This window comes from Bradyrhizobium sp. USDA 4501, from assembly GCF_054062115.1.
Map to the genome: position 1 here is coordinate 8,672,501 of NZ_JBSSEX010000001.1, position 17,190 is coordinate 8,689,690.

Annotated in this window: 14 protein-coding genes; 10 read left to right on the plus strand and 4 right to left on the minus strand. The window is 66.1% G+C overall.

Annotated elements, in window-relative coordinates; translation table 11 throughout:
• Positions 1-22 precede the first annotated feature (22 nt).
• Positions 23-760, plus strand: coding sequence for a PopZ family protein (locus ACVWZM_RS40445; protein WP_168856413.1), 738 nt, complete (start codon positions 23-25; stop codon positions 758-760).
• Between the two features lie 192 nt (positions 761-952).
• On the plus strand, positions 953-3,817 hold the full coding sequence (locus tag ACVWZM_RS40450) for a valine--tRNA ligase (RefSeq protein WP_456856026.1): 2,865 nt from the start codon (positions 953-955) through the stop codon (positions 3,815-3,817).
• A gap of 21 nt (positions 3,818-3,838) precedes the next feature.
• Here ACVWZM_RS40450 and ACVWZM_RS40455 read toward each other — a convergent pair whose 3' ends face one another.
• Complete coding sequence (locus tag ACVWZM_RS40455) at positions 3,839-4,444, minus strand: DNA-3-methyladenine glycosylase (protein ID WP_456835099.1); 606 nt, start codon at positions 4,442-4,444, stop codon at positions 3,839-3,841.
• A 165-nt stretch (positions 4,445-4,609) separates the two neighbouring features.
• Between ACVWZM_RS40455 and lipA the strand changes: the two genes are divergently transcribed.
• From lipA to ACVWZM_RS40470, 3 genes are all read left to right on the plus strand, one after another.
• Positions 4,610-5,569 (plus strand): lipoyl synthase, encoded by a 960-nt coding sequence (gene lipA / locus ACVWZM_RS40460; RefSeq protein WP_076828772.1) that lies wholly within the window; start codon positions 4,610-4,612, stop codon positions 5,567-5,569.
• A gap of 90 nt (positions 5,570-5,659) precedes the next feature.
• Positions 5,660-6,199, plus strand: coding sequence for a P-loop NTPase family protein (locus tag ACVWZM_RS40465; protein WP_253623861.1), 540 nt, complete (start codon positions 5,660-5,662; stop codon positions 6,197-6,199).
• Entirely contained in the window at positions 6,199-6,666 is a 468-nt protein-coding gene (locus tag ACVWZM_RS40470; RefSeq protein ID WP_076828775.1) for a type II toxin-antitoxin system RatA family toxin, read from the plus strand. Before ACVWZM_RS40465 ends, ACVWZM_RS40470 begins: the two co-directional genes overlap by 1 nt.
• Before the next feature lie 86 nt (positions 6,667-6,752).
• On the opposite strand, the gene ACVWZM_RS40475 is transcribed toward ACVWZM_RS40470, so the two are convergent.
• The 3 genes from ACVWZM_RS40475 to ACVWZM_RS40485 all read right to left on the minus strand — a co-directional run bounded on the left by ACVWZM_RS40475 (position 6,753) and on the right by ACVWZM_RS40485 (position 9,141).
• Positions 6,753-7,148 carry a BA14K family protein gene (locus tag ACVWZM_RS40475; RefSeq protein ID WP_168856409.1) on the minus strand — a complete coding sequence of 132 codons (396 nt, stop codon included), beginning with the start codon at positions 7,146-7,148 and terminating at the stop codon, positions 6,753-6,755.
• Between the two features lie 165 nt (positions 7,149-7,313).
• Positions 7,314-7,913, minus strand: coding sequence for a CinA family protein (locus tag ACVWZM_RS40480; RefSeq protein ID WP_038386736.1), 600 nt, complete (start codon positions 7,911-7,913; stop codon positions 7,314-7,316).
• 1 nt (position 7,914) lies between these two features.
• The gene (locus ACVWZM_RS40485; protein WP_076828778.1) at positions 7,915-9,141 is read right to left on the minus strand and encodes a bifunctional 2-C-methyl-D-erythritol 4-phosphate cytidylyltransferase/2-C-methyl-D-erythritol 2,4-cyclodiphosphate synthase; all 1,227 of its coding nucleotides are present in this window, start codon (positions 9,139-9,141) and stop codon (positions 7,915-7,917) included.
• Positions 9,142-9,474: 333 nt separating this feature from the next.
• On the opposite strand from ACVWZM_RS40485, the gene dusB reads away from it, so the two are divergent.
• The 5 genes from dusB (at position 9,475) to ntrX (ending at position 17,115) form a co-directional block, all read left to right on the plus strand.
• Positions 9,475-10,428: a tRNA dihydrouridine synthase DusB gene (dusB, locus tag ACVWZM_RS40490; RefSeq protein ID WP_233475472.1), complete on the plus strand. Its 954-nt coding sequence runs from the start codon at positions 9,475-9,477 to the stop codon at positions 10,426-10,428.
• Positions 10,425-11,600: a two-component system sensor histidine kinase NtrB gene (locus tag ACVWZM_RS40495; protein ID WP_026192783.1), complete on the plus strand. Its 1,176-nt coding sequence runs from the start codon at positions 10,425-10,427 to the stop codon at positions 11,598-11,600. The genes dusB and ACVWZM_RS40495 overlap by 4 nt, the downstream gene beginning before the upstream one ends.
• Positions 11,601-11,609: 9 nt before the next feature.
• On the plus strand, positions 11,610-13,052 hold the full coding sequence (gene ntrC, locus ACVWZM_RS40500; protein WP_050419700.1) for a nitrogen regulation protein NR(I): 1,443 nt from the start codon (positions 11,610-11,612) through the stop codon (positions 13,050-13,052).
• A gap of 188 nt (positions 13,053-13,240) precedes the next feature.
• Positions 13,241-15,727, plus strand: a complete 2,487-nt coding sequence (locus ACVWZM_RS40505; RefSeq protein ID WP_057016578.1) for a sensor histidine kinase NtrY-like — start codon at positions 13,241-13,243, stop codon at positions 15,725-15,727.
• Positions 15,728-15,744: 17 nt separating this feature from the next.
• Positions 15,745-17,115 (plus strand): nitrogen assimilation response regulator NtrX, encoded by a 1,371-nt coding sequence (gene ntrX, locus ACVWZM_RS40510; protein ID WP_028331957.1) that lies wholly within the window; start codon positions 15,745-15,747, stop codon positions 17,113-17,115.
• Positions 17,116-17,190 lie beyond the last annotated feature (75 nt).

Consider the following 17,190-nt stretch of genomic DNA (forward strand, 5'->3'; position numbering starts at 1 on the left):
TCGTTTCGATGTGGAGTCGGAGATGACGCAACCTGCGAAGGTCCAAGAGCCCTCGATGGAGGAGATCCTGGCGTCGATCCGTCGCATCATTGCCGACGACGAGGCGAAGCCGGCCGCGGCCGAGAAGCCTGCGGCCGCCGCTGCAGCCCCGGCGCCGAAGGTCGAGCCAGCACCAGCAGCCAAGCCCGCGATGAAGAGCCCGCCGTCCGCAGCGCCACCGGCCGCGAAGGCCGCCGCGCCGGCGCCGAAATCACCGCCGCCTGCGGCGCCGGCACCGGCGGCCAGCAACAGTCAGGACGATATCGACTCGCTGCTCGCCAGCCTCGATGAGGCGACGCCCGCAGCCGAGATCAGGCCGTCGCCGCAGCCCGCGGCCCAGCCCGAAGCCGACGTGTTCGAACTCACCGACGAGATGGCGCTGCCGGACCCGGCCGCCGCGCCGTCGTTCCGCAAGGTCGAGCCGCAGGACGACCTCGAGTTCACGGAAGCGCGGAGCCGGGCGCCGGAACCGGCCCGGGAGCCGCCGGCGATCGAGACCGCGCCCATGCAGCAGATCATCTCGGGAACCACGATGCGGGCCGTCGAGTCGGCCTTCAACTCTTTGGCCAACACCGTGCTGAGCAACAATGCGCGGACGCTCGAGGATCTGGTCAAGGAGATGCTGCGGCCGATGCTGAAGTCCTGGCTGGACGACAATCTGCCCGGGCTGGTCGAGCGGATCGTCAAGGCCGAGATCGAGCGGGTATCCCGCGGGCGCTAGCTCCGCCGCGGGCGCTAGCTCCGCCGTGGGCGCTAGCAACGCAACCGGCGCGAGGCTGACTCCCGCCGTTGGGCCTGGCGGCCCTCAATCAGCTCCCCAAATGCCCTAAACGTCGATTTGACGTACTGGTCCGGTTGACTTGGTGCGCTCCGGCGGCTTTCTAACGCTTTCCATGGTCCACAGCGCATTGTCATGATCGAGAAAAACTACCAGCCCGCCGATATCGAGCACCGGATGGCCCGGATCTGGGAGGAGAGCGGTGCGTTCAAGGCCGGCCGGCCTGAACGCAAGGACGCCGCGCCTTTTACCATTGTGATCCCGCCGCCGAACGTGACCGGCTCGCTGCACATGGGCCACGCGCTCAACAATACGCTGCAGGACATCCTGTGCCGCTTCGAGCGGATGCGCGGCCGCGACGTGCTGTGGCAGCCCGGCACTGATCACGCCGGCATCGCCACCCAGATGGTGGTCGAGCGTCAGCTGATGGAACGGCAGGAGCCGGGCCGGCGCGACATGGGCCGCGCCAAGTTCCTCGAGCGAGTCTGGCAGTGGAAGGCCGAGAGCGGCGGCACCATCGTCAACCAGCTCAAGCGTCTCGGCGCCTCCTGCGACTGGTCGCGCGAGCGCTTCACCATGGACGAGGGCCTGTCGCGCGCCGTCGTCAAGGTGTTCGTCGAGCTGCACCGCGATGGCCTGATCTACAAGGACAAGCGCCTGGTCAATTGGGACCCGAAGCTGCTCACCGCGATCTCCGATCTCGAAGTGCAGCAGGTCGAGGTCAGGGGCCATCTCTGGTACCTGCGCTACCCGATCGAGGGCCGCAGCTTCAGCCCCGAGGATCCGAAATCGTTCATCGTGGTCGCGACGACGCGCCCCGAGACGATGCTCGGCGACACCGCGGTCGCGGTGCATCCGGACGACGAGCGCTACGCCGATCTGGTCGGCCAGCACGTCATCCTGCCGCTGGTCGGCCGCAGGATTCCGATCGTCGCCGACGACTATTCCGATCCGGAGAAGGGCTCGGGCGCGGTCAAGGTGACGCCTGCGCACGACTTCAACGACTTCGAGATCGGCAAGCGTCACGGCCTGCCGCAGATCAGCGTGCTCGACCAGGAAGGCAGCCTCAGCCTGGTGGGCAACGAGGACTATCTGCGCGGCCTGCCTGTCGGCGCCGACGAGTTCGCCGCCGAGTTTGACAAGATCGAGCGCTTCGCGGCGCGCAAGAAGATCGTCGCAAGGCTGGAGGAGTTCGGCTTCCTCGAGCGGATCGAGCCCAACACCCACATGGTGCCGCATGGCGACCGCTCCGGTGTCGTGATCGAGCCGTATCTGACCGACCAGTGGTATGTCGACGCCAAGACGCTGGCGCAGCCGGCGATCGCGGCGGTGCGCTCCGGCGAAACCACGTTCGTGCCGAAGAACTGGGAAAAGACCTATTTCGAGTGGATGGAGAACATCCAGCCCTGGTGCATCTCGCGCCAGCTCTGGTGGGGCCATCAGATCCCGGCGTGGTACGGACCCGACGGCAAGGTGTTCGTCGCCGAGACCGAGGAAGAGGCGGTCGGCCACGCGCTCGGCTATTACGTCGAGCAGGAAGTCATCACGCCGGAGCAGGGCCACGACATGGCGGTCGACCCCGCCAAGCGCGAGGGCTTCATCACGCGTGACGAGGACGTGCTCGACACCTGGTTCTCGTCGGCCCTGTGGCCGTTCTCGACGCTGGGCTGGCCGGACGACACGCCGGAGGTCGCGCGCCACTACCCGACCAATACGCTGGTTACCGGCTTCGACATCATCTTCTTCTGGGTCGCCCGCATGATGATGATGGGCCTCCATTTCATGAAGGAGGCGCCGTTCTCGACCGTCTACATCCACCGCCTCGTCCGCGACGAGAAGGGCGCCAAGATGTCGAAGTCGAAGGGCAACGTCATCGACCCGCTCGGCGTGATCGACGAATACGGCGCCGACGCGCTGCGCTTCGCGCTGACCCGCGAGGCGGCCCAAGGCCATGACATCCGCCTGTCGCCGCATCTGGTCGAGACCAACCGCAATTTCGCGACCAAGTTCTGGAACGCCTGTCGGTTCGCCGAGATGAACGAGTGCGTCAAGCCGGACGGTTTCGATCCGAAGGGCGCAAAGGAGACGTTGAACCGCTGGATCGCGCACGAAACCTCGCGCGTCACCCGCGAGGTGACCGAGACGATCGAGGATCATCGCTTCAACGATGCCGCGGGCGCGATCTACCGCTTCGTCTGGAACGTGTTCTGCGACTGGTATCTTGAGCTCGCGAAACCCGTGCTGATGGGCGAGGAGGGCGCGGCCAAGGCCGAGACCCGCGCCATGATCGCCTGGACCCGCGACGAGATCCTCAAGCTGCTGCATCCGTTCATGCCCTTCATCACCGAGGAGCTGTGGGCGGTGACCGCAAAGCGCGACGGCCTGTTGGTCTTGGCGTCCTGGCCGCGCAAGTCGGGCGTGACCGGCGAGCAGCTGGCCGCGATCGCGACCGCCGGTCCGGTGGTCGATCCGATCATTCCGCCGGTGATTGCCGCGCTCGACGCCGACGAGTTCAGCGATCCCGCGGCCGAGGCCGAGATCGGCTGGGTGGTCGATCTCGTCACTGCGATGCGGTCGGTGAAGGCGGAAATGAACATCCCGCCGTCGACACTGACGCCGCTGGTGATCGCGGGCGCCTCCGACGAGACGCGGGACCGCGCGCGGCGCTGGAACGACACCATCAAGCGGCTCGCGCGATTGTCGGATATCTCGTTCGCCGATCACCCGCCGGAAGGCGCGGTGCAGCTCCTTGTCCGCGGCGAGGCGGTCGCGCTGCCGCTGAAGGGCGTGATCGATCTCGCGGCCGAACGCACGCGGCTGGAGAAGGAGCTCGGCAAGGCCGACGCCGACATCAAGCGGGTCGATGCCAAGCTCGCCAACGACAAGTTCGTCGCCAACGCGCCGGACGAGCTCGTCGAGGAAGAGAAGGAAAAGCGCGCGGCAGCAGCGGAGCGCCGCGCCAAGATTCTCGAGGCGATCGAGCGGTTGAAGAAGGCGTAATAGCTGATAACGCCGTGGTGCTCAAAACCGCTTGCTGAGGAATTTTGATCCCTTCAGCCCGTAGCGCCAGGGCAGGTCGACGGCCTTGGTGATGCCGATCCGCACCCCGGTGATGATTTCGGGGGCTTCGGTCCGCGCATGGAGCGCGATCGGGGCGCGGTCGAGTGGCAATTCGCTGTGCGCGATGGTGATGCCGAGCGCCTCGCAGAGCTTGCCGGGCCCCGAGCACAGCGCGCGCTCGTCTTCCAGCCCGCGCCGCCGGCGCATCGCCGCGAGCCCATGGGTCGGCTCGATCGCGCGGATCAGCACGGCGCTGGCCGAGCCCGCTTCCTCGCAGACGAAGTTGACGCACCAATGGATGCCGTAGGAGCGGTAGACGTAGGAGAAGCCCGGCGGGCCGAACATCACCTGGTTGCGCGGGGTCGGCCCGCGGTAGGAATGCGCCGCCGGGTCGGTGTGATGATAGGCCTCGACCTCGGTGATGATGCCGCCGGCGCCGCCGACCAGGAAGGTCGCGCCGATCAGGTCGGGGGCGACCTCGTGGACGCTGCGATCGAAGAAGGAGCGTTTCAGCGCCTTGCCGAGGCGCGGCGCGGTCGCGCTGATGGGTAGGGGTTTTTGAGCCATTTTGAGGTGGGAATCGGCATGGAACGGGCCGCAAGACTGCCAATATATGGGCAGGTCTGCTAGGGTCGCGGGGCGGGTTGCGAGCCGCGTCAACACCGATTAGCTAAGCCCTTGGTTCGGAGCATTGATCTGCCTGGATCATGCTCCCGCGACTTGCAGGCATCCATGGTCACCATCGTCGATACCATCTCCACCACTCAGCTCCGCCCGCGGCACCCCGAAAAGGTCAACCGGCCGGATGCCGTGTCGCCGCCGAAGCCGGACTGGATCCGGGTTCGTGCGCCGAACACGCGCGGCTATGCAGATACGCGCCGGATCGTGAAGGAGAACGGCCTCGTCACGGTGTGCGAGGAGGCGGGCTGCCCCAATATCGGTGAGTGCTGGGACAAGAAGCACGCCACCTTCATGATCATGGGCGACACCTGCACGCGCGCCTGCGCGTTCTGCAACGTCAAGACCGGCATGCCCGGCGCGCTCGAGGCGAGCGAGCCGGAATACGTCGCGGAGGCCACCGCCAAGCTCGGGCTCAGTCATGTCGTGGTCACTTCGGTCGACCGCGACGATCTCGCCGACGGCGGCGCCGAGCATTTTGCCGAGACCATCCGCGCCATCCGCGCGCGCTGCCCGAGCACCACGATCGAGATCCTGACACCGGACTTCCTGCGCAAGGACGGCGCGCTGGAGCGCGTGGTCGTGGCCAAGCCCGACGTCTTCAACCACAATCTGGAAACCGTGCCGTCGCGCTATCTGACGGTCCGTCCCGGCGCCCGCTATTTCCATTCCATCCGGCTGCTGCAGCGGGTCAAGGAGATGGATCCGACCATCTTTACCAAATCAGGCATCATGGTCGGACTCGGCGAGGAGCGGCACGAGGTGCTGCAGGTGATGGACGATCTGCGCTCGGCCGACGTCGATTTCCTGACCATCGGCCAGTATTTGCAGCCGACCCGCAAGCATCACGCCGTGATGCGCTACGTGACGCCGGACGAGTTCGCAGGCTACGAGCGCGTCGCCTATACCAAGGGCTTTTTGATGGTGTCGGCGAGCCCGTTGACGCGCTCGTCGCATCACGCCGGCGAGGATTTCGCCAAACTGCAGGCGGCGCGCACGGCCCGCGGCCGCTAGATTTTTGCAAACGGCGGTAGGCCGGCGCCGTCACGCGCCGTTGCTTGATCGGGCCTTGACCGAACCTTGACCGAATCTTGGACTGGACCAATGCAGCGCGTTCTGGTGATGGGATCGTCGGGATCCGGCAAGTCGACCTTTGCGCGGCGGCTGTCCGCGATGACAGGGATTCCGACCGTGTCGATCGATGCGCTGTTCTGGAAACCGGGCTGGGTCGAGTCGGGCAGGGACGAATTCGAGCGCCGCGTGACCGAAGCAGCCCAGGAGCCGCGCTGGATCATGGATGGGAACTACATGAGGCATGGTGCAGGGGAATTGCGCCGGGAGCTCTCCGACACGATCATCTGGTTCGACCTGCCGCGGTCGACCTGTATGCTCGGTATCTTCAGGCGGATCGCCGGGAGCTATGGCGAGGTCCGCCCGGAGATGGCGGAAGGCTGCCCTGAGAAGATCGATCTCGAATTCTTCCGCTACGTCTGGACCTATCGCCGGCAGCAGCGGCCGAAGCTGATCGAGTATTTTGCCGGCTTGCGGCCCGATCAATCGCTGGTCTGTTTCACCGATCGGGCGCAGGCGGATGATTATCTGAAGCGCCTCGCACTCGGGCAAAACCGTGCGAGTATCCACTGATGCCACGATTCTCAAGCAAGCGGCGGGTCCGGCACACCGCACCCCAAATGTTCGATCTGGTTGCCGACGTCGAGCGCTATCCCGAATTCGTGCCGCTATGCCAGTCGCTCAAGATCCGCCAGCGCACGCCCAAGGACGACGGCACCGAGGTCGTGGTGGCGGACATGACGGTGTCCTTCAAACTGGTGCGGGAAACCTTCACCAGCAAGGTGACGCTCGACCGGGCCAATCTGAATATCCTAGTCGAATATCTGCGCGGCCCGTTCAGCAATCTGGAGAATCGCTGGAGTTTTGAGCCGAAGTCAGAAACCGAATGCGATGTCGGCTTCTTCCTGAACTACGAATTCAAGAGCCGGATGCTGGCGATGCTGATGGGCTCGATGTTCGACGCCGCATTCTCGCGCTTTGCCGCGGCGTTCGAGAAGCGCGCGGATCAGGTCTACGGCAAGCCGCAGCTGTCGACGTAGCGAAGCCGTCTCGTCTACATCTCTGGAACGCAAATGCCCGGCACGAGGCCGGGCACGACGGATGGTGCGGGAGAGCGTTCGCCGACTTACGGGCAGGATCGCCGCACGCCGCCGGATGCGATGTAGGTGCCCGAAGCGGGGTCGTAGGTACGGAAACGCTGGGAGCAATAAGCGTCGTTGTTGGCCTTGGCCTGGCTCGCCGCAATCGCGCCGCCGATGATCGCGCCGGCCGCCAGCCCGCCGATGATCGCCGCGCCGTTACTGCCGCGATCGCGATAGTAACCACCGCGGTAGCCGTATCCGCCGCGATAGCCGTAACGCGGACCACCGTGCCAGTGACGATACTGCACATGCTCGACGGAGGTAGGCTGATCCTGCAATCGCGCGGGAGCGAGTGGTGCGGCGGACGAAGGCACAACAGTCGACAGCGTCATGGCGCCAGCGCTGATGGCGGCCACGACCAAAGTTCCCAACTTCATCATTTTCTCCTTGTTGTGGGATTTTGCTGTTGGACGAACAATCGAAACAGCAGAGTTGGAACAACATAAAGCGGCGAAGCCGCGTCAAAGTTCCATTTCAGCTAAGCGTCACCGGGCCGCAGTTGACACAAGCCCGTGTAAGGCGGGCCGTGGCGCGACTTGTTGGGCCTATCCGCGCGGCGGCCGGCGGCGTTTCGCAGCGTGGCTCCGCGGCGACCGGGCCACCCTTGGCCGCAACCGGCTGGCCGCCTCGCGACGCGGCTTGGCGGCCTGCGGCGGGCGCGCAAGCTCCATCAGCATGCGCAATGCTTCGACCACGGAGCGCTGCCGCACCGTGCTGCGGCCGATCGCGCCAAATCGCTGCTCACGATGAATGATGCGGCCGTCGCGCGCGGCGACGGCGAAATGCACCAGGCCGACCGGCTTGCCCGGTGTCGCACCGCCCGGGCCCGCGATGCCGGTGATCGAGACCGCAAGGTCGACGCCGGCCTTTTCCAGCGCGCCGATCGCCATCGCAGTCGCGGTTTCCTTGCTCACCGCGCCGAACGTTTCGAGCGTGGCCGCCTTGACGCCGAGCATGACCCGCTTGGCCTCGTTCGAATAGGTCACGAAGCCGCGGTCGATCACGTCGGAAGAGCCGGGGATGTCGGTGAGCGCACCCGCGACCAGGCCGCCGGTGCAGGATTCGGCGGTCGCGATGGTCAGCTTGCGCATCCGGCACAGGTCGAGCAGCGAGCGGGAGAGGGCACGAGCGTCGCTGCCGCCCATGTCAGGCACTCCGGCCTTTATCGTCCCAACCTTTATCGTCCCAGCCTTTATCATCCCACGGGAGACGGACCGTGGCGCTCGCGGTTGCCGCGATGCCTTCCTCGCGGCCGGTGAAGCCGAGCCGCTCGCTGGTGGTGGCCTTGACCGCCACGCGCGAGACGTGGACGCCGGAGATCTCCGCGATCTTCGCCCGCATGGTGTCGCGCAACGGCCCGATCTTCGGCCGCTCGCAGATCAGCGTCACCTCGAGATTGGCGATCCGTCCGCCACGCGCGGTGACGCGCTCGACCGCGTATTTCAGGAACTGGTCGGAGGAGGCGCCCTTCCACTTGGCGTCGCTCGGCGGGAAATGCGAGCCGATATCGCCGTCGGCCAGCGCGCCGAGGATCGCGTCGACCAGCGCATGCAGCCCGACATCGCCGTCGGAATGGGCCAGGAATCCCTTCGTGTGCGGCACGCGCACGCCGCAGATCATGACATGGTCACCGTCGCCAAAGGCATGCACGTCGTAGCCGGTGCCGGTTCTGATGTCGCCGAGCTGGCTTGCGAGCCGCGCTTCCTCGCGCACGAAGTCCTCGGGTGTGGTGAGTTTCATGTTGGCAGCATCACCTTCAAACGTCGCAACCGTCAATCCCGCCCACTCGGCAAGCGCCGCATCGTCGGTGAAATCGGAGCGGCCATCGCGCGCTGCGCGACGATGCGCCTCCAATATTACGTCGAAACGAAAAGCCTGTGGCGTCTGCGCGATCCGCAGGCGCGCGCGCTCCGGCGTCGCCTCGACGTCGCCGGCATCGCCGGTGAGCTTGATGGTGTCGGTGACGGGAATCACGGGGATCGCAGCGCCGGTCCGGCCGGCCGCGGCGATCGCGCGCGAGATCACGGCTGATGTGACGAAGGGGCGCGCGGCATCGTGGATCAGCACGATGTCCGGCTTTTCGCTTGCGAGCGCCTCGAGCCCGGCATGGACCGAGGCCTGCCGGGTCGCGCCGCCCGGCGTCGGCGGCCGATGGCGGAGGCCTGCGACGGCTTCATCGAACAGCGCGGTGTCGTCAGGATTGACCACAGGCTGCACCGCAAACACGTCCGGATGTCCGGAGAACGCCTCCATGGCGCGGTAGATCACCGTCTGTCCGCCGATCGTCCGGTATTGCTTCGGCCCGCCTGCGCCGGCGCGCAGTCCACGGCCGGCTGCGACAAGGATGGCTGCGGTACGCTCAGGCTTCGGCATTTTGAACCAGTGACAGACGAATCGGGGATGAGGGGGACGGCGAGGATCGCCGCGCACAGCCCTTAGCATGACCGCTGCGCAAAAACAGAGCGTTTGCCGATGACTGTGGGAAAAGCAGATTTTGTTGCAGTGCACCTGCACTGATGATAGGAATGTCTAAACCGTAGGCATGAGCCTTGACTGCACAAGAATTGTGCGCAGAATAGGCGACGTCAGCTGCAATGGCGTGGCTGACAGAACGACGAGACGGCTGTGACCGGCGTGCAAAGTACTCCTCGTAACCCATTGAAGATCGGCGATATTGCTGTCGCCAACCGGGTTCTCCTCGCGCCCATGTCCGGCATCACCGATGCGCCCTTCCGGCGACTCGCTGCCACTTTGGGCGCCGGCCTGGTGGTCTCCGAGATGACCGCCAGCAACGATCTGGTGAACGGCAAGCCGATGTCGAAGCTGCGTTGCGAGGCAGCCGGGGTCGGGCCGCATGTGGTCCAGCTGGCGGGCTGCGAGACCCACTGGATGGCGGAGGGCGCACGGATCGCCGAAGGCGCCGGCGCCGACGTCATCGACATCAACATGGGCTGTCCGGCCCGCCACGTGACCGGGGGCCAGTCCGGCTCGGCCCTGATGCGCGACCTCGACCACGCGGTCACGCTGATCGAGGCGACGCTGTCGGCGGTCAGGGTGCCGGTCACGCTGAAGATGCGGCTCGGCTGGGATGATCGCTCGCTCAATGCACCGGAACTGGCGCGCCGCGCCGAGGCCGCCGGCGTGCAGATGATCACCGTGCATGGCCGGACCCGCTGCCAGTTCTACAAGGGCGAGGCGAACTGGAACGCGGTGCGCGCGGTCAAGGACGCCGTCACCGTCCCGGTCGTGGTCAACGGCGATATCACCTCGTTCGACAAGGCTGTCAGTGCGCTCGAGATGTCGGGCGCCGACGCCGTCATGATCGGCCGCGGCGCGCAGGGGCAGCCCTGGCTGCCGGGACAGATCGGCCGTCGCCTCGAGACCGGGATCGCCGAGGCCGCGCCGTCGCTCGCCGAGCAGCTCAAGCACGTTCGCGCGCTCTATGACGAGGTTTGCAGCCACTATGGCCTGCGCATCGGGCTCAAGCATGCACGCAAGCATCTGGGCTGGGCGCTGGAGGCTGCTGCGGCCTATAGCTGCGCGCCGGCCGCGACCTTGAAGACCTGGCGGCAGGCGATCCTGACCGCGGAAGAGCCGTCCAGCGTGCATCGCTCGCTCGCCGACGCCTACGACGATTTTGCCTGGAGTGCTGCCGCATGACGTCAGCCATGGAATTCCGCCGGCCGGTGCCGACTGACGGGGAGGCCATCCTCAATGCGCTGCCCAATCCGGTGCTGCTGGTCGCACCCGACGGGCGGATCGTCGACGCCAATATCGCAGCCGAATCATTCTTCGAGATATCGACCCAGTTCCTGCGCCGGCAATCGCTGAAGGAACTGGTGCCGTTCGGCAGCCCGCTGCTGGCGCTGATCGAGCAGGTGCGGACGAGCGGCTCGCCGGTCAACGAATACAAGGTCGATCTCGGCACGCCGCGGATCGGCGGCGATCGCCAGGTCGATCTGCACGTCGCGCCGCTGACCGAGCGGCCCGGGCATATCGTGGTGATGCTGCAGGAGCGCACCATCGCCGACAAGATGGATCGGCAGCTCACCCACCGCAGCGCGGCGCGCTCGGTGATCGCGCTGGCGGCGATGCTCGCCCACGAGATCAAGAACCCGCTGTCGGGCATCCGCGGCGCGGCGCAGCTTTTGGAGCAGCAGGCGTCCTCCGAGGACCGGCTGCTGACACGACTGATCTGCGACGAGGCGGACCGCATCGTGACGCTGGTCGACCGCATGGAGGTGTTCGGCGACGACCGCCCGGTGGCGCGCGGTCCGGTCAACATCCATTCCGTGCTCGATCATGTGAAGCGCCTGGCGCAGTCCGGCTTTGCCCGCAATGTCCGCTTCATCGAGGACTACGATCCGTCGTTGCCGCCGGTGCTGGCCAACCAGGACCAGCTGATCCAGGTGTTCCTCAACCTCGTGAAGAACGCGGCCGAAGCGGTGGCCGATCTCGGCACCGATGCTGAGATCCAGCTCACCACTGCGTTCCGGCCAGGCGTGCGGCTGTCGGTGCCCGGCAAGAAATCGCGGGTCTCGCTGCCGCTGGAATTCTGCGTCAAGGACAACGGCTCTGGCGTGCCGGAAGACCTGCTGCCGAACCTGTTCGATCCCTTCGTCACCACCAAGCAGACCGGCAGCGGGCTCGGCCTCGCGCTGGTCGCCAAGATCGTCGGCGATCACGGCGGCATCATCGAATGCGAGTCGCAGCCGCGCAAAACCACTTTCCGCGTGCTGATGCCGATGTACAGCGCCGCCAAGCAACTCGACCAAAGCAACCGCGATGACGTTCCGGGTACGTCCTCGCCTGCCTCTCAGGATGCACGATGAGGAACACCAATGCCTGCAGGTAGCATACTTGTCGCTGACGACGACACCGCCATCCGGACCGTCCTGAACCAGGCGCTGTCGCGCGCCGGCTATGAGGTTCGCCTCACCGGCAACGCCGCCACGCTGTGGCGCTGGGTCAGCCAGGGCGAGGGCGATCTCGTCATCACCGACGTGGTGATGCCCGACGAGAACGCATTCGATCTCTTGCCGCGGATCAAGAAGATGCGGCCGAATTTGCCTGTCATCGTGATGAGCGCGCAGAACACCTTCATGACCGCGATCCGCGCCTCCGAGCGCGGCGCCTACGAATATCTGCCGAAGCCATTCGACCTGAAGGAGCTGATCACCATCGTCGGCCGCGCGCTGGCCGAGCCGAAGGAGCGGGTCTCCAGTCCCGCCGATGACGGCGAGTTCGACTCGATCCCGCTGGTCGGCCGTTCGCCGGCGATGCAGGAAATCTACCGCGTGCTGGCGCGGCTGATGCAGACCGACCTCACCGTGATGATCTCGGGCGAATCGGGCACCGGCAAGGAGCTGGTCGCGCGCGCGCTGCACGACTACGGACGGCGCCGCAACGGCCCGTTCGTCGCGGTCAACATGGCGGCGATCCCGCGCGACCTGATCGAATCGGAGCTGTTCGGCCATGAGCGCGGCGCCTTCACCGGCGCCAACACCCGCGCCTCCGGCCGCTTCGAGCAGGCCGAGGGCGGCACGCTGTTCCTCGACGAGATCGGCGACATGCCGATGGAGGCGCAGACCCGGCTGCTCCGCGTGCTGCAGCAGGGCGAGTACACCACGGTCGGCGGCCGTACCCCGATCAAGACCGACGTCCGCATCGTCGCCGCCTCCAACAAGGACCTGCGCATCCTGATCCAGCAGGGCCTGTTCCGCGAGGACCTGTTCTTCCGCCTCAACGTGGTGCCGCTGCGGCTGCCGCCGCTGCGCGAGCGCATCGAGGATCTGCCCGACCTGATCAGACACTTCTTCTCGCTCGCCGAGAAGGACGGCCTGCCGCCGAAGAAGCTCGACGCCCAGGCACTCGAGCGGCTCAAGCAGCACCGCTGGCCGGGCAACGTCCGCGAGCTGGAAAACCTCGCGCGGCGGCTCGCCGCCCTCTATCCGCAGGACGTCATCACGTCTTCCGTCATCGACGGCGAGCTGGCGCCGCCCGCGGTCACCTCGGGCAGCACGGCGACCGTCGGCGTCGACAATCTCGGCGGCGCGGTCGAGGCCTATCTGTCCTCGCACTTCTCCGGCTTCCCGAACGGCGTGCCGCCGCCGGGCCTCTACCACCGTATCCTCAAGGAGATCGAGATCCCGCTGCTGACCGCCGCGCTGGCGGCGACCCGCGGCAACCAGATCCGGGCCGCCGACCTGCTCGGGTTGAACCGCAATACGCTACGCAAGAAGATCCGCGACCTCGACATCCAAGTCTACCGGAGCGGCGGCTAGGGCTGCCAGGGCGGGGCGCAAGCCTCGCTTCAAGCTCGCTACCGTATTGAGTAGTCACAAATGGTTTTGGGGACACGGCGCCGCACCAGGGGTTTGCGCCGCGGAAATGTCGCAATTCGGCAACATTGTGATATGATTGCATCAGTTCGCAATTCCCGCGGGCGATCGCTCTCAGCTCAATTGCCGGTATGACCAGCGCAGAGACCACCGCTTCAACATTACGCGCCCCGTCGGCCGAGCAGCCCAATGCAGAGGCGCGGGGCTTCCCGCTGCGGCGCTGGCTGGCGCCGTTTGCCGTGGCCATCGCGCTGCTGTCCGCCTTCCTGACCTTCGTGGTGCTGACCGGGCTGACCCCGATCGAGCCCACGTCCGAGGTGGTCCGCTCCTTCCTGATGATCAATGCCGGCACCATCCTGCTGCTGGTCGGCATCATCGTCCGGGAAGTCTGGCAGATGGTGCAGGCGAGGCGGCGCGGCCGGGCCGCGGCGCGGCTGCATGTGCAGATTGTCGGCCTGTTCTCGGTGATCGCGGTGCTGCCCGCCGTGCTGGTGTCGATCGTCGCCAACGTCACCATCGAGCGCGGCCTCGACCGGCTGTTCTCGGGTCCCACCAAGCAGGTGATCCAGAATTCGCTGACCATCGCCAGTGCCTACATGCAGGAGCACGCCCAGCTCATCAACGGCGACACGCTGGCGATGGCCAATGACCTCGCCCATGCCCGGCCGCTCTACGACCAGGATCGCATGACGTTCCTGCAGCTGATGACGGCCGGCGCCGAGTCGCGCAATCTTCCGGTCGCGGTGCTGATGGACAAGGACGGCAAGATCGTCGCCAGCGCCGAGACCGGCGTTCGCCTGAACTACGAGGCGCCGCCGCCCGACATCCTGAAGGACATCAACGAGACCGAGCCGAAGATCTCGGTCTTTCCGGAAAACTACGTCGCCTCCGTGGTCCGCCTGCGGGCCTATGACGACATGTTCCTGTATGTGGCGCGGCTGCTCGATCCGGCGGTGGTTGCCCAGCTCAAGCAGACCCAGACCAGCGCGGCCGAATATGCCCAGCTCGAGACCCGCAGGCTCGGCATCCAGGTCGCGTTCGCGCTGATGTTCGCGGTGATCGCGCTGACCATCCTGATGGCCTCGGTGCTGATCGGGCTGAACTTCGCCAACGGGCTGGTGTCGCCGATCCGCCAGCTGATGGGTGCGGCGAGCGAGGTCTCGACCGGCAATCTCAATGTCCAGGTGCCGGTCAACAAGTCGGAAAGCGACCTCGCGCTGCTCGGCGAAATCTTCAACAAGATGACCCAGGAGCTGCGCACCCAGCGCAACGAGCTGGTCGACGCCAGCGAGACCATCGACAGCCGCCGCCGTTTCATCGAAGCGGTGCTGTCGTCGGCCTCTGCCGGCATCATCGGGGTCGACGCCTCAGGCACCATCGGCGTCCTCAACCGCTCGGCGGAGAAGCTGATCGGGCACGCCGAATCGGAGACGCTCGGCCATCCGCTCTCGGACGTGCTGCCCGAGCTCGACGAGATGATGAAAACCGCGCGCGAGGGAACGCAGCGCCTGGTGCAGGGGCAGGTCACGATCCTGCGCGACGGCCATGAGCGCAATCTGTCGGTCCGCGTCTCGGCCGAGCAGACCAGCCAGTCGCGCGACAGCTACATCATCACACTCGACGACATCACCGAGCTGGTGTCGGCGCAGCGCACCTCGGCCTGGGGCGACGTCGCCCGCCGCATCGCCCACGAGATCAAGAACCCGCTGACCCCGATCCAGCTCTCCGCCGAGCGCATCCGCCGCAAGTTCGGCAAGACCATCACCGAGGAGAAGGACAAGTCGATCTTCGAGCAGTGCACCGATACCATCGTGCGCCAGGTCGACGACATCAGGCGGATGGTCGACGAGTTCTCGCGCTTTGCGCGGATGCCGAAGCCGGTGATGGAAGGGGAGGACGTCGCCGACGTGGTGCGCCAGGCGGTGTTCCTGATGAAGGTCGCGCATCCCGATCTCGACATCGAGGCCGACATCAAGCAGTCGCCGCTGCCCGCGCAGTTCGACCGCCGGCTGATCTCGCAGGCGCTGACCAACATCATCAAGAACGCCACCGAGGCGATCGAGCAGGTGCCGCGCGAGGAACTCGGCAAGGGCCGCATCGACGTCGTGGCGCAGCGCGAGAACGACGACATCCTGATCGACGTGGTCGACAACGGCATCGGCCTGCCCAAGGTCGCCCGCGCGCGCCTGCTCGAGCCCTATGTCACGACCCGGGCGAAGGGCACCGGCCTCGGCCTGGCGATCGTCGGCCGCGTTCTGGAGGACCATGGCGGCCGCATCGAGCTCAAGGATGCCTCCGATTTCCGCGACGGCCAGCGCGGTGCCTGGATGCGGCTGCGCTTTGCCGTCACGGGACACGCGGCCAAGCCGGAGAACAAGCCCGAAAGCAAGGACCAAAAACCGGACGTCAAACCGGACAAGGCCGAACCGGAAAGTGAAAAAAATCCGCCGGAGGAGCCGACCAACGGCCCGGCACAAGCGACCAACAATGAACCAAAAATCCAAGAACCGACCCAAGAACCAATCCAAGAACCTATCCGAGATCCCGCTGATCAGGGGCCAAACAATCAAGAGCCAAATGCGCAAAAGCCAAAATTCAAAGCCGCGACGAGCGACTGACAAGGCAGGTGTAACCCATGGCAAGTGACATTCTGATTGTCGACGACGAAGCTGACATTCGCGACCTCGTTGCGGGTATTCTGGACGATGAGGGCTTTTCCACGCGCACCGCGCGCGACAGCGACTCGGCGCTCGCCGAGATCGCCAATCGCCGGCCCAATCTGGTCTTCCTCGACATCTGGCTGCAGGGCTCCAAGCTCGACGGCCTGCAGCTGCTCGAGCAGATCAAGAAGGACAATGCCGATCTGCCCGTCGTGATGATCTCGGGCCACGGCAACATCGAGACCGCGGTCGCCGCGATCAAGCGCGGTGCCTACGACTTCATCGAGAAGCCGTTCAAGTCGGACCGGCTGATCCTGGTCGCGACCCGGGCGCTGGAAACCTCGCGGCTCAAGCGCGAGGTGAAGGAGCTCAAGCAGCTGGCTCCGGCGGCGAGCGTCCTGACCGGCCGCTCGGCCTGCATGAACCAGCTGCGCCAGACCATCGACCGCGCCGCCAAGGCCAACAGCCGCATCCTGATCGTCGGTCCCTCCGGCGCCGGCAAGGAGCTTGCCGCGCGCACGCTGCACCATGCCTCCGGGCGCGCCGAGGGGCCGTTCGTGGTGATCAATGCGGCCGCGATCACGCCGGAGCGCATGGAGATCGAGCTGTTCGGCATCGAGGGATCGAACGGCGAGCAGCAGCGCAAGGCCGGCGCGCTCGAGGAGGCGCATGGCGGCACGCTGTTCATCGACGAGATCGCGGACATGCCGCGCGAGACCCAGAACAAGATTCTGCGCGTGCTGGTCGATCAGACCTTCCAGCGCCAGGGCGGCACCGGCAAAGTCCATGTCGACGTCCGCATCATCTCCTCGACCGCGCGCAATCTCGAGGAGGAGATCGCCGCAGGCCGCTTCCGCGAGGACCTCTATCATCGCCTCTCGGTGGTGCCGATCCGGGTGCCGCCGCTGTCGGAGCGACGCGAGGACATCCCCGAGCTGATCGACTATTTCATGGACCAGATCTCGGCCGCCACCGGCCTGCCGAAGCGGCAGATCGGGCAGGACGCGATGGCGGTCCTGCAGTCGCACGTCTGGCCGGGCAACGTCCGCCAGCTCCGCAACAATGTCGAGCGCGTGATGATCCTGGCCGGCGGCGGTCCGGAGGCGATCATCACCGCCGACATGCTGCCGCAGGACGTCGGCTCGATGGTGCCGGCGATGCCGACCTCCAACAATGGCGAGCACATCATGGGCCTGCCGTTGCGCGAGGCGCGCGAGGTGTTCGAGCGCGACTATCTGATCGCCCAGATCAGCCGCTTCTCCGGCAATATCTCGCGCACCGCGGAGTTCGTCGGCATGGAGCGCTCAGCGCTGCATCGCAAGCTGAAGGCGCTCGGGGTCGGCTGACCCCGGCGCGGCAGGCCGGCAGTCCGCTGGCGGCTCGAAGCGAAGCCCCGGCGGTCACCCGCCGGGGAGCCGACA

Coding starts and splice junctions, on each gene's coding strand:
- ACVWZM_RS40445 (WP_168856413.1), top strand. CDS start 23: ATGACGCAACCTGCGAAGGTCCAAGAGCCCTCGATGGAGGAGATCCTG.
- ACVWZM_RS40450 (WP_456856026.1), top strand. CDS start 953: ATGATCGAGAAAAACTACCAGCCCGCCGATATCGAGCACCGGATGGCC.
- ACVWZM_RS40455 (WP_456835099.1), bottom strand. CDS start 4,444: ATGGCTCAAAAACCCCTACCCATCAGCGCGACCGCGCCGCGCCTCGGC.
- lipA (WP_076828772.1), top strand. CDS start 4,610: ATGGTCACCATCGTCGATACCATCTCCACCACTCAGCTCCGCCCGCGG.
- ACVWZM_RS40465 (WP_253623861.1), top strand. CDS start 5,660: ATGCAGCGCGTTCTGGTGATGGGATCGTCGGGATCCGGCAAGTCGACC.
- ACVWZM_RS40470 (WP_076828775.1), top strand. CDS start 6,199: ATGCCACGATTCTCAAGCAAGCGGCGGGTCCGGCACACCGCACCCCAA.
- ACVWZM_RS40475 (WP_168856409.1), bottom strand. CDS start 7,148: ATGATGAAGTTGGGAACTTTGGTCGTGGCCGCCATCAGCGCTGGCGCC.
- ACVWZM_RS40480 (WP_038386736.1), bottom strand. CDS start 7,913: ATGGGCGGCAGCGACGCTCGTGCCCTCTCCCGCTCGCTGCTCGACCTG.
- ACVWZM_RS40485 (WP_076828778.1), bottom strand. CDS start 9,141: ATGCCGAAGCCTGAGCGTACCGCAGCCATCCTTGTCGCAGCCGGCCGT.
- dusB (WP_233475472.1), top strand. CDS start 9,475: ATGTCCGGCATCACCGATGCGCCCTTCCGGCGACTCGCTGCCACTTTG.
- ACVWZM_RS40495 (WP_026192783.1), top strand. CDS start 10,425: ATGACGTCAGCCATGGAATTCCGCCGGCCGGTGCCGACTGACGGGGAG.
- ntrC (WP_050419700.1), top strand. CDS start 11,610: ATGCCTGCAGGTAGCATACTTGTCGCTGACGACGACACCGCCATCCGG.
- ACVWZM_RS40505 (WP_057016578.1), top strand. CDS start 13,241: ATGACCAGCGCAGAGACCACCGCTTCAACATTACGCGCCCCGTCGGCC.
- ntrX (WP_028331957.1), top strand. CDS start 15,745: ATGGCAAGTGACATTCTGATTGTCGACGACGAAGCTGACATTCGCGAC.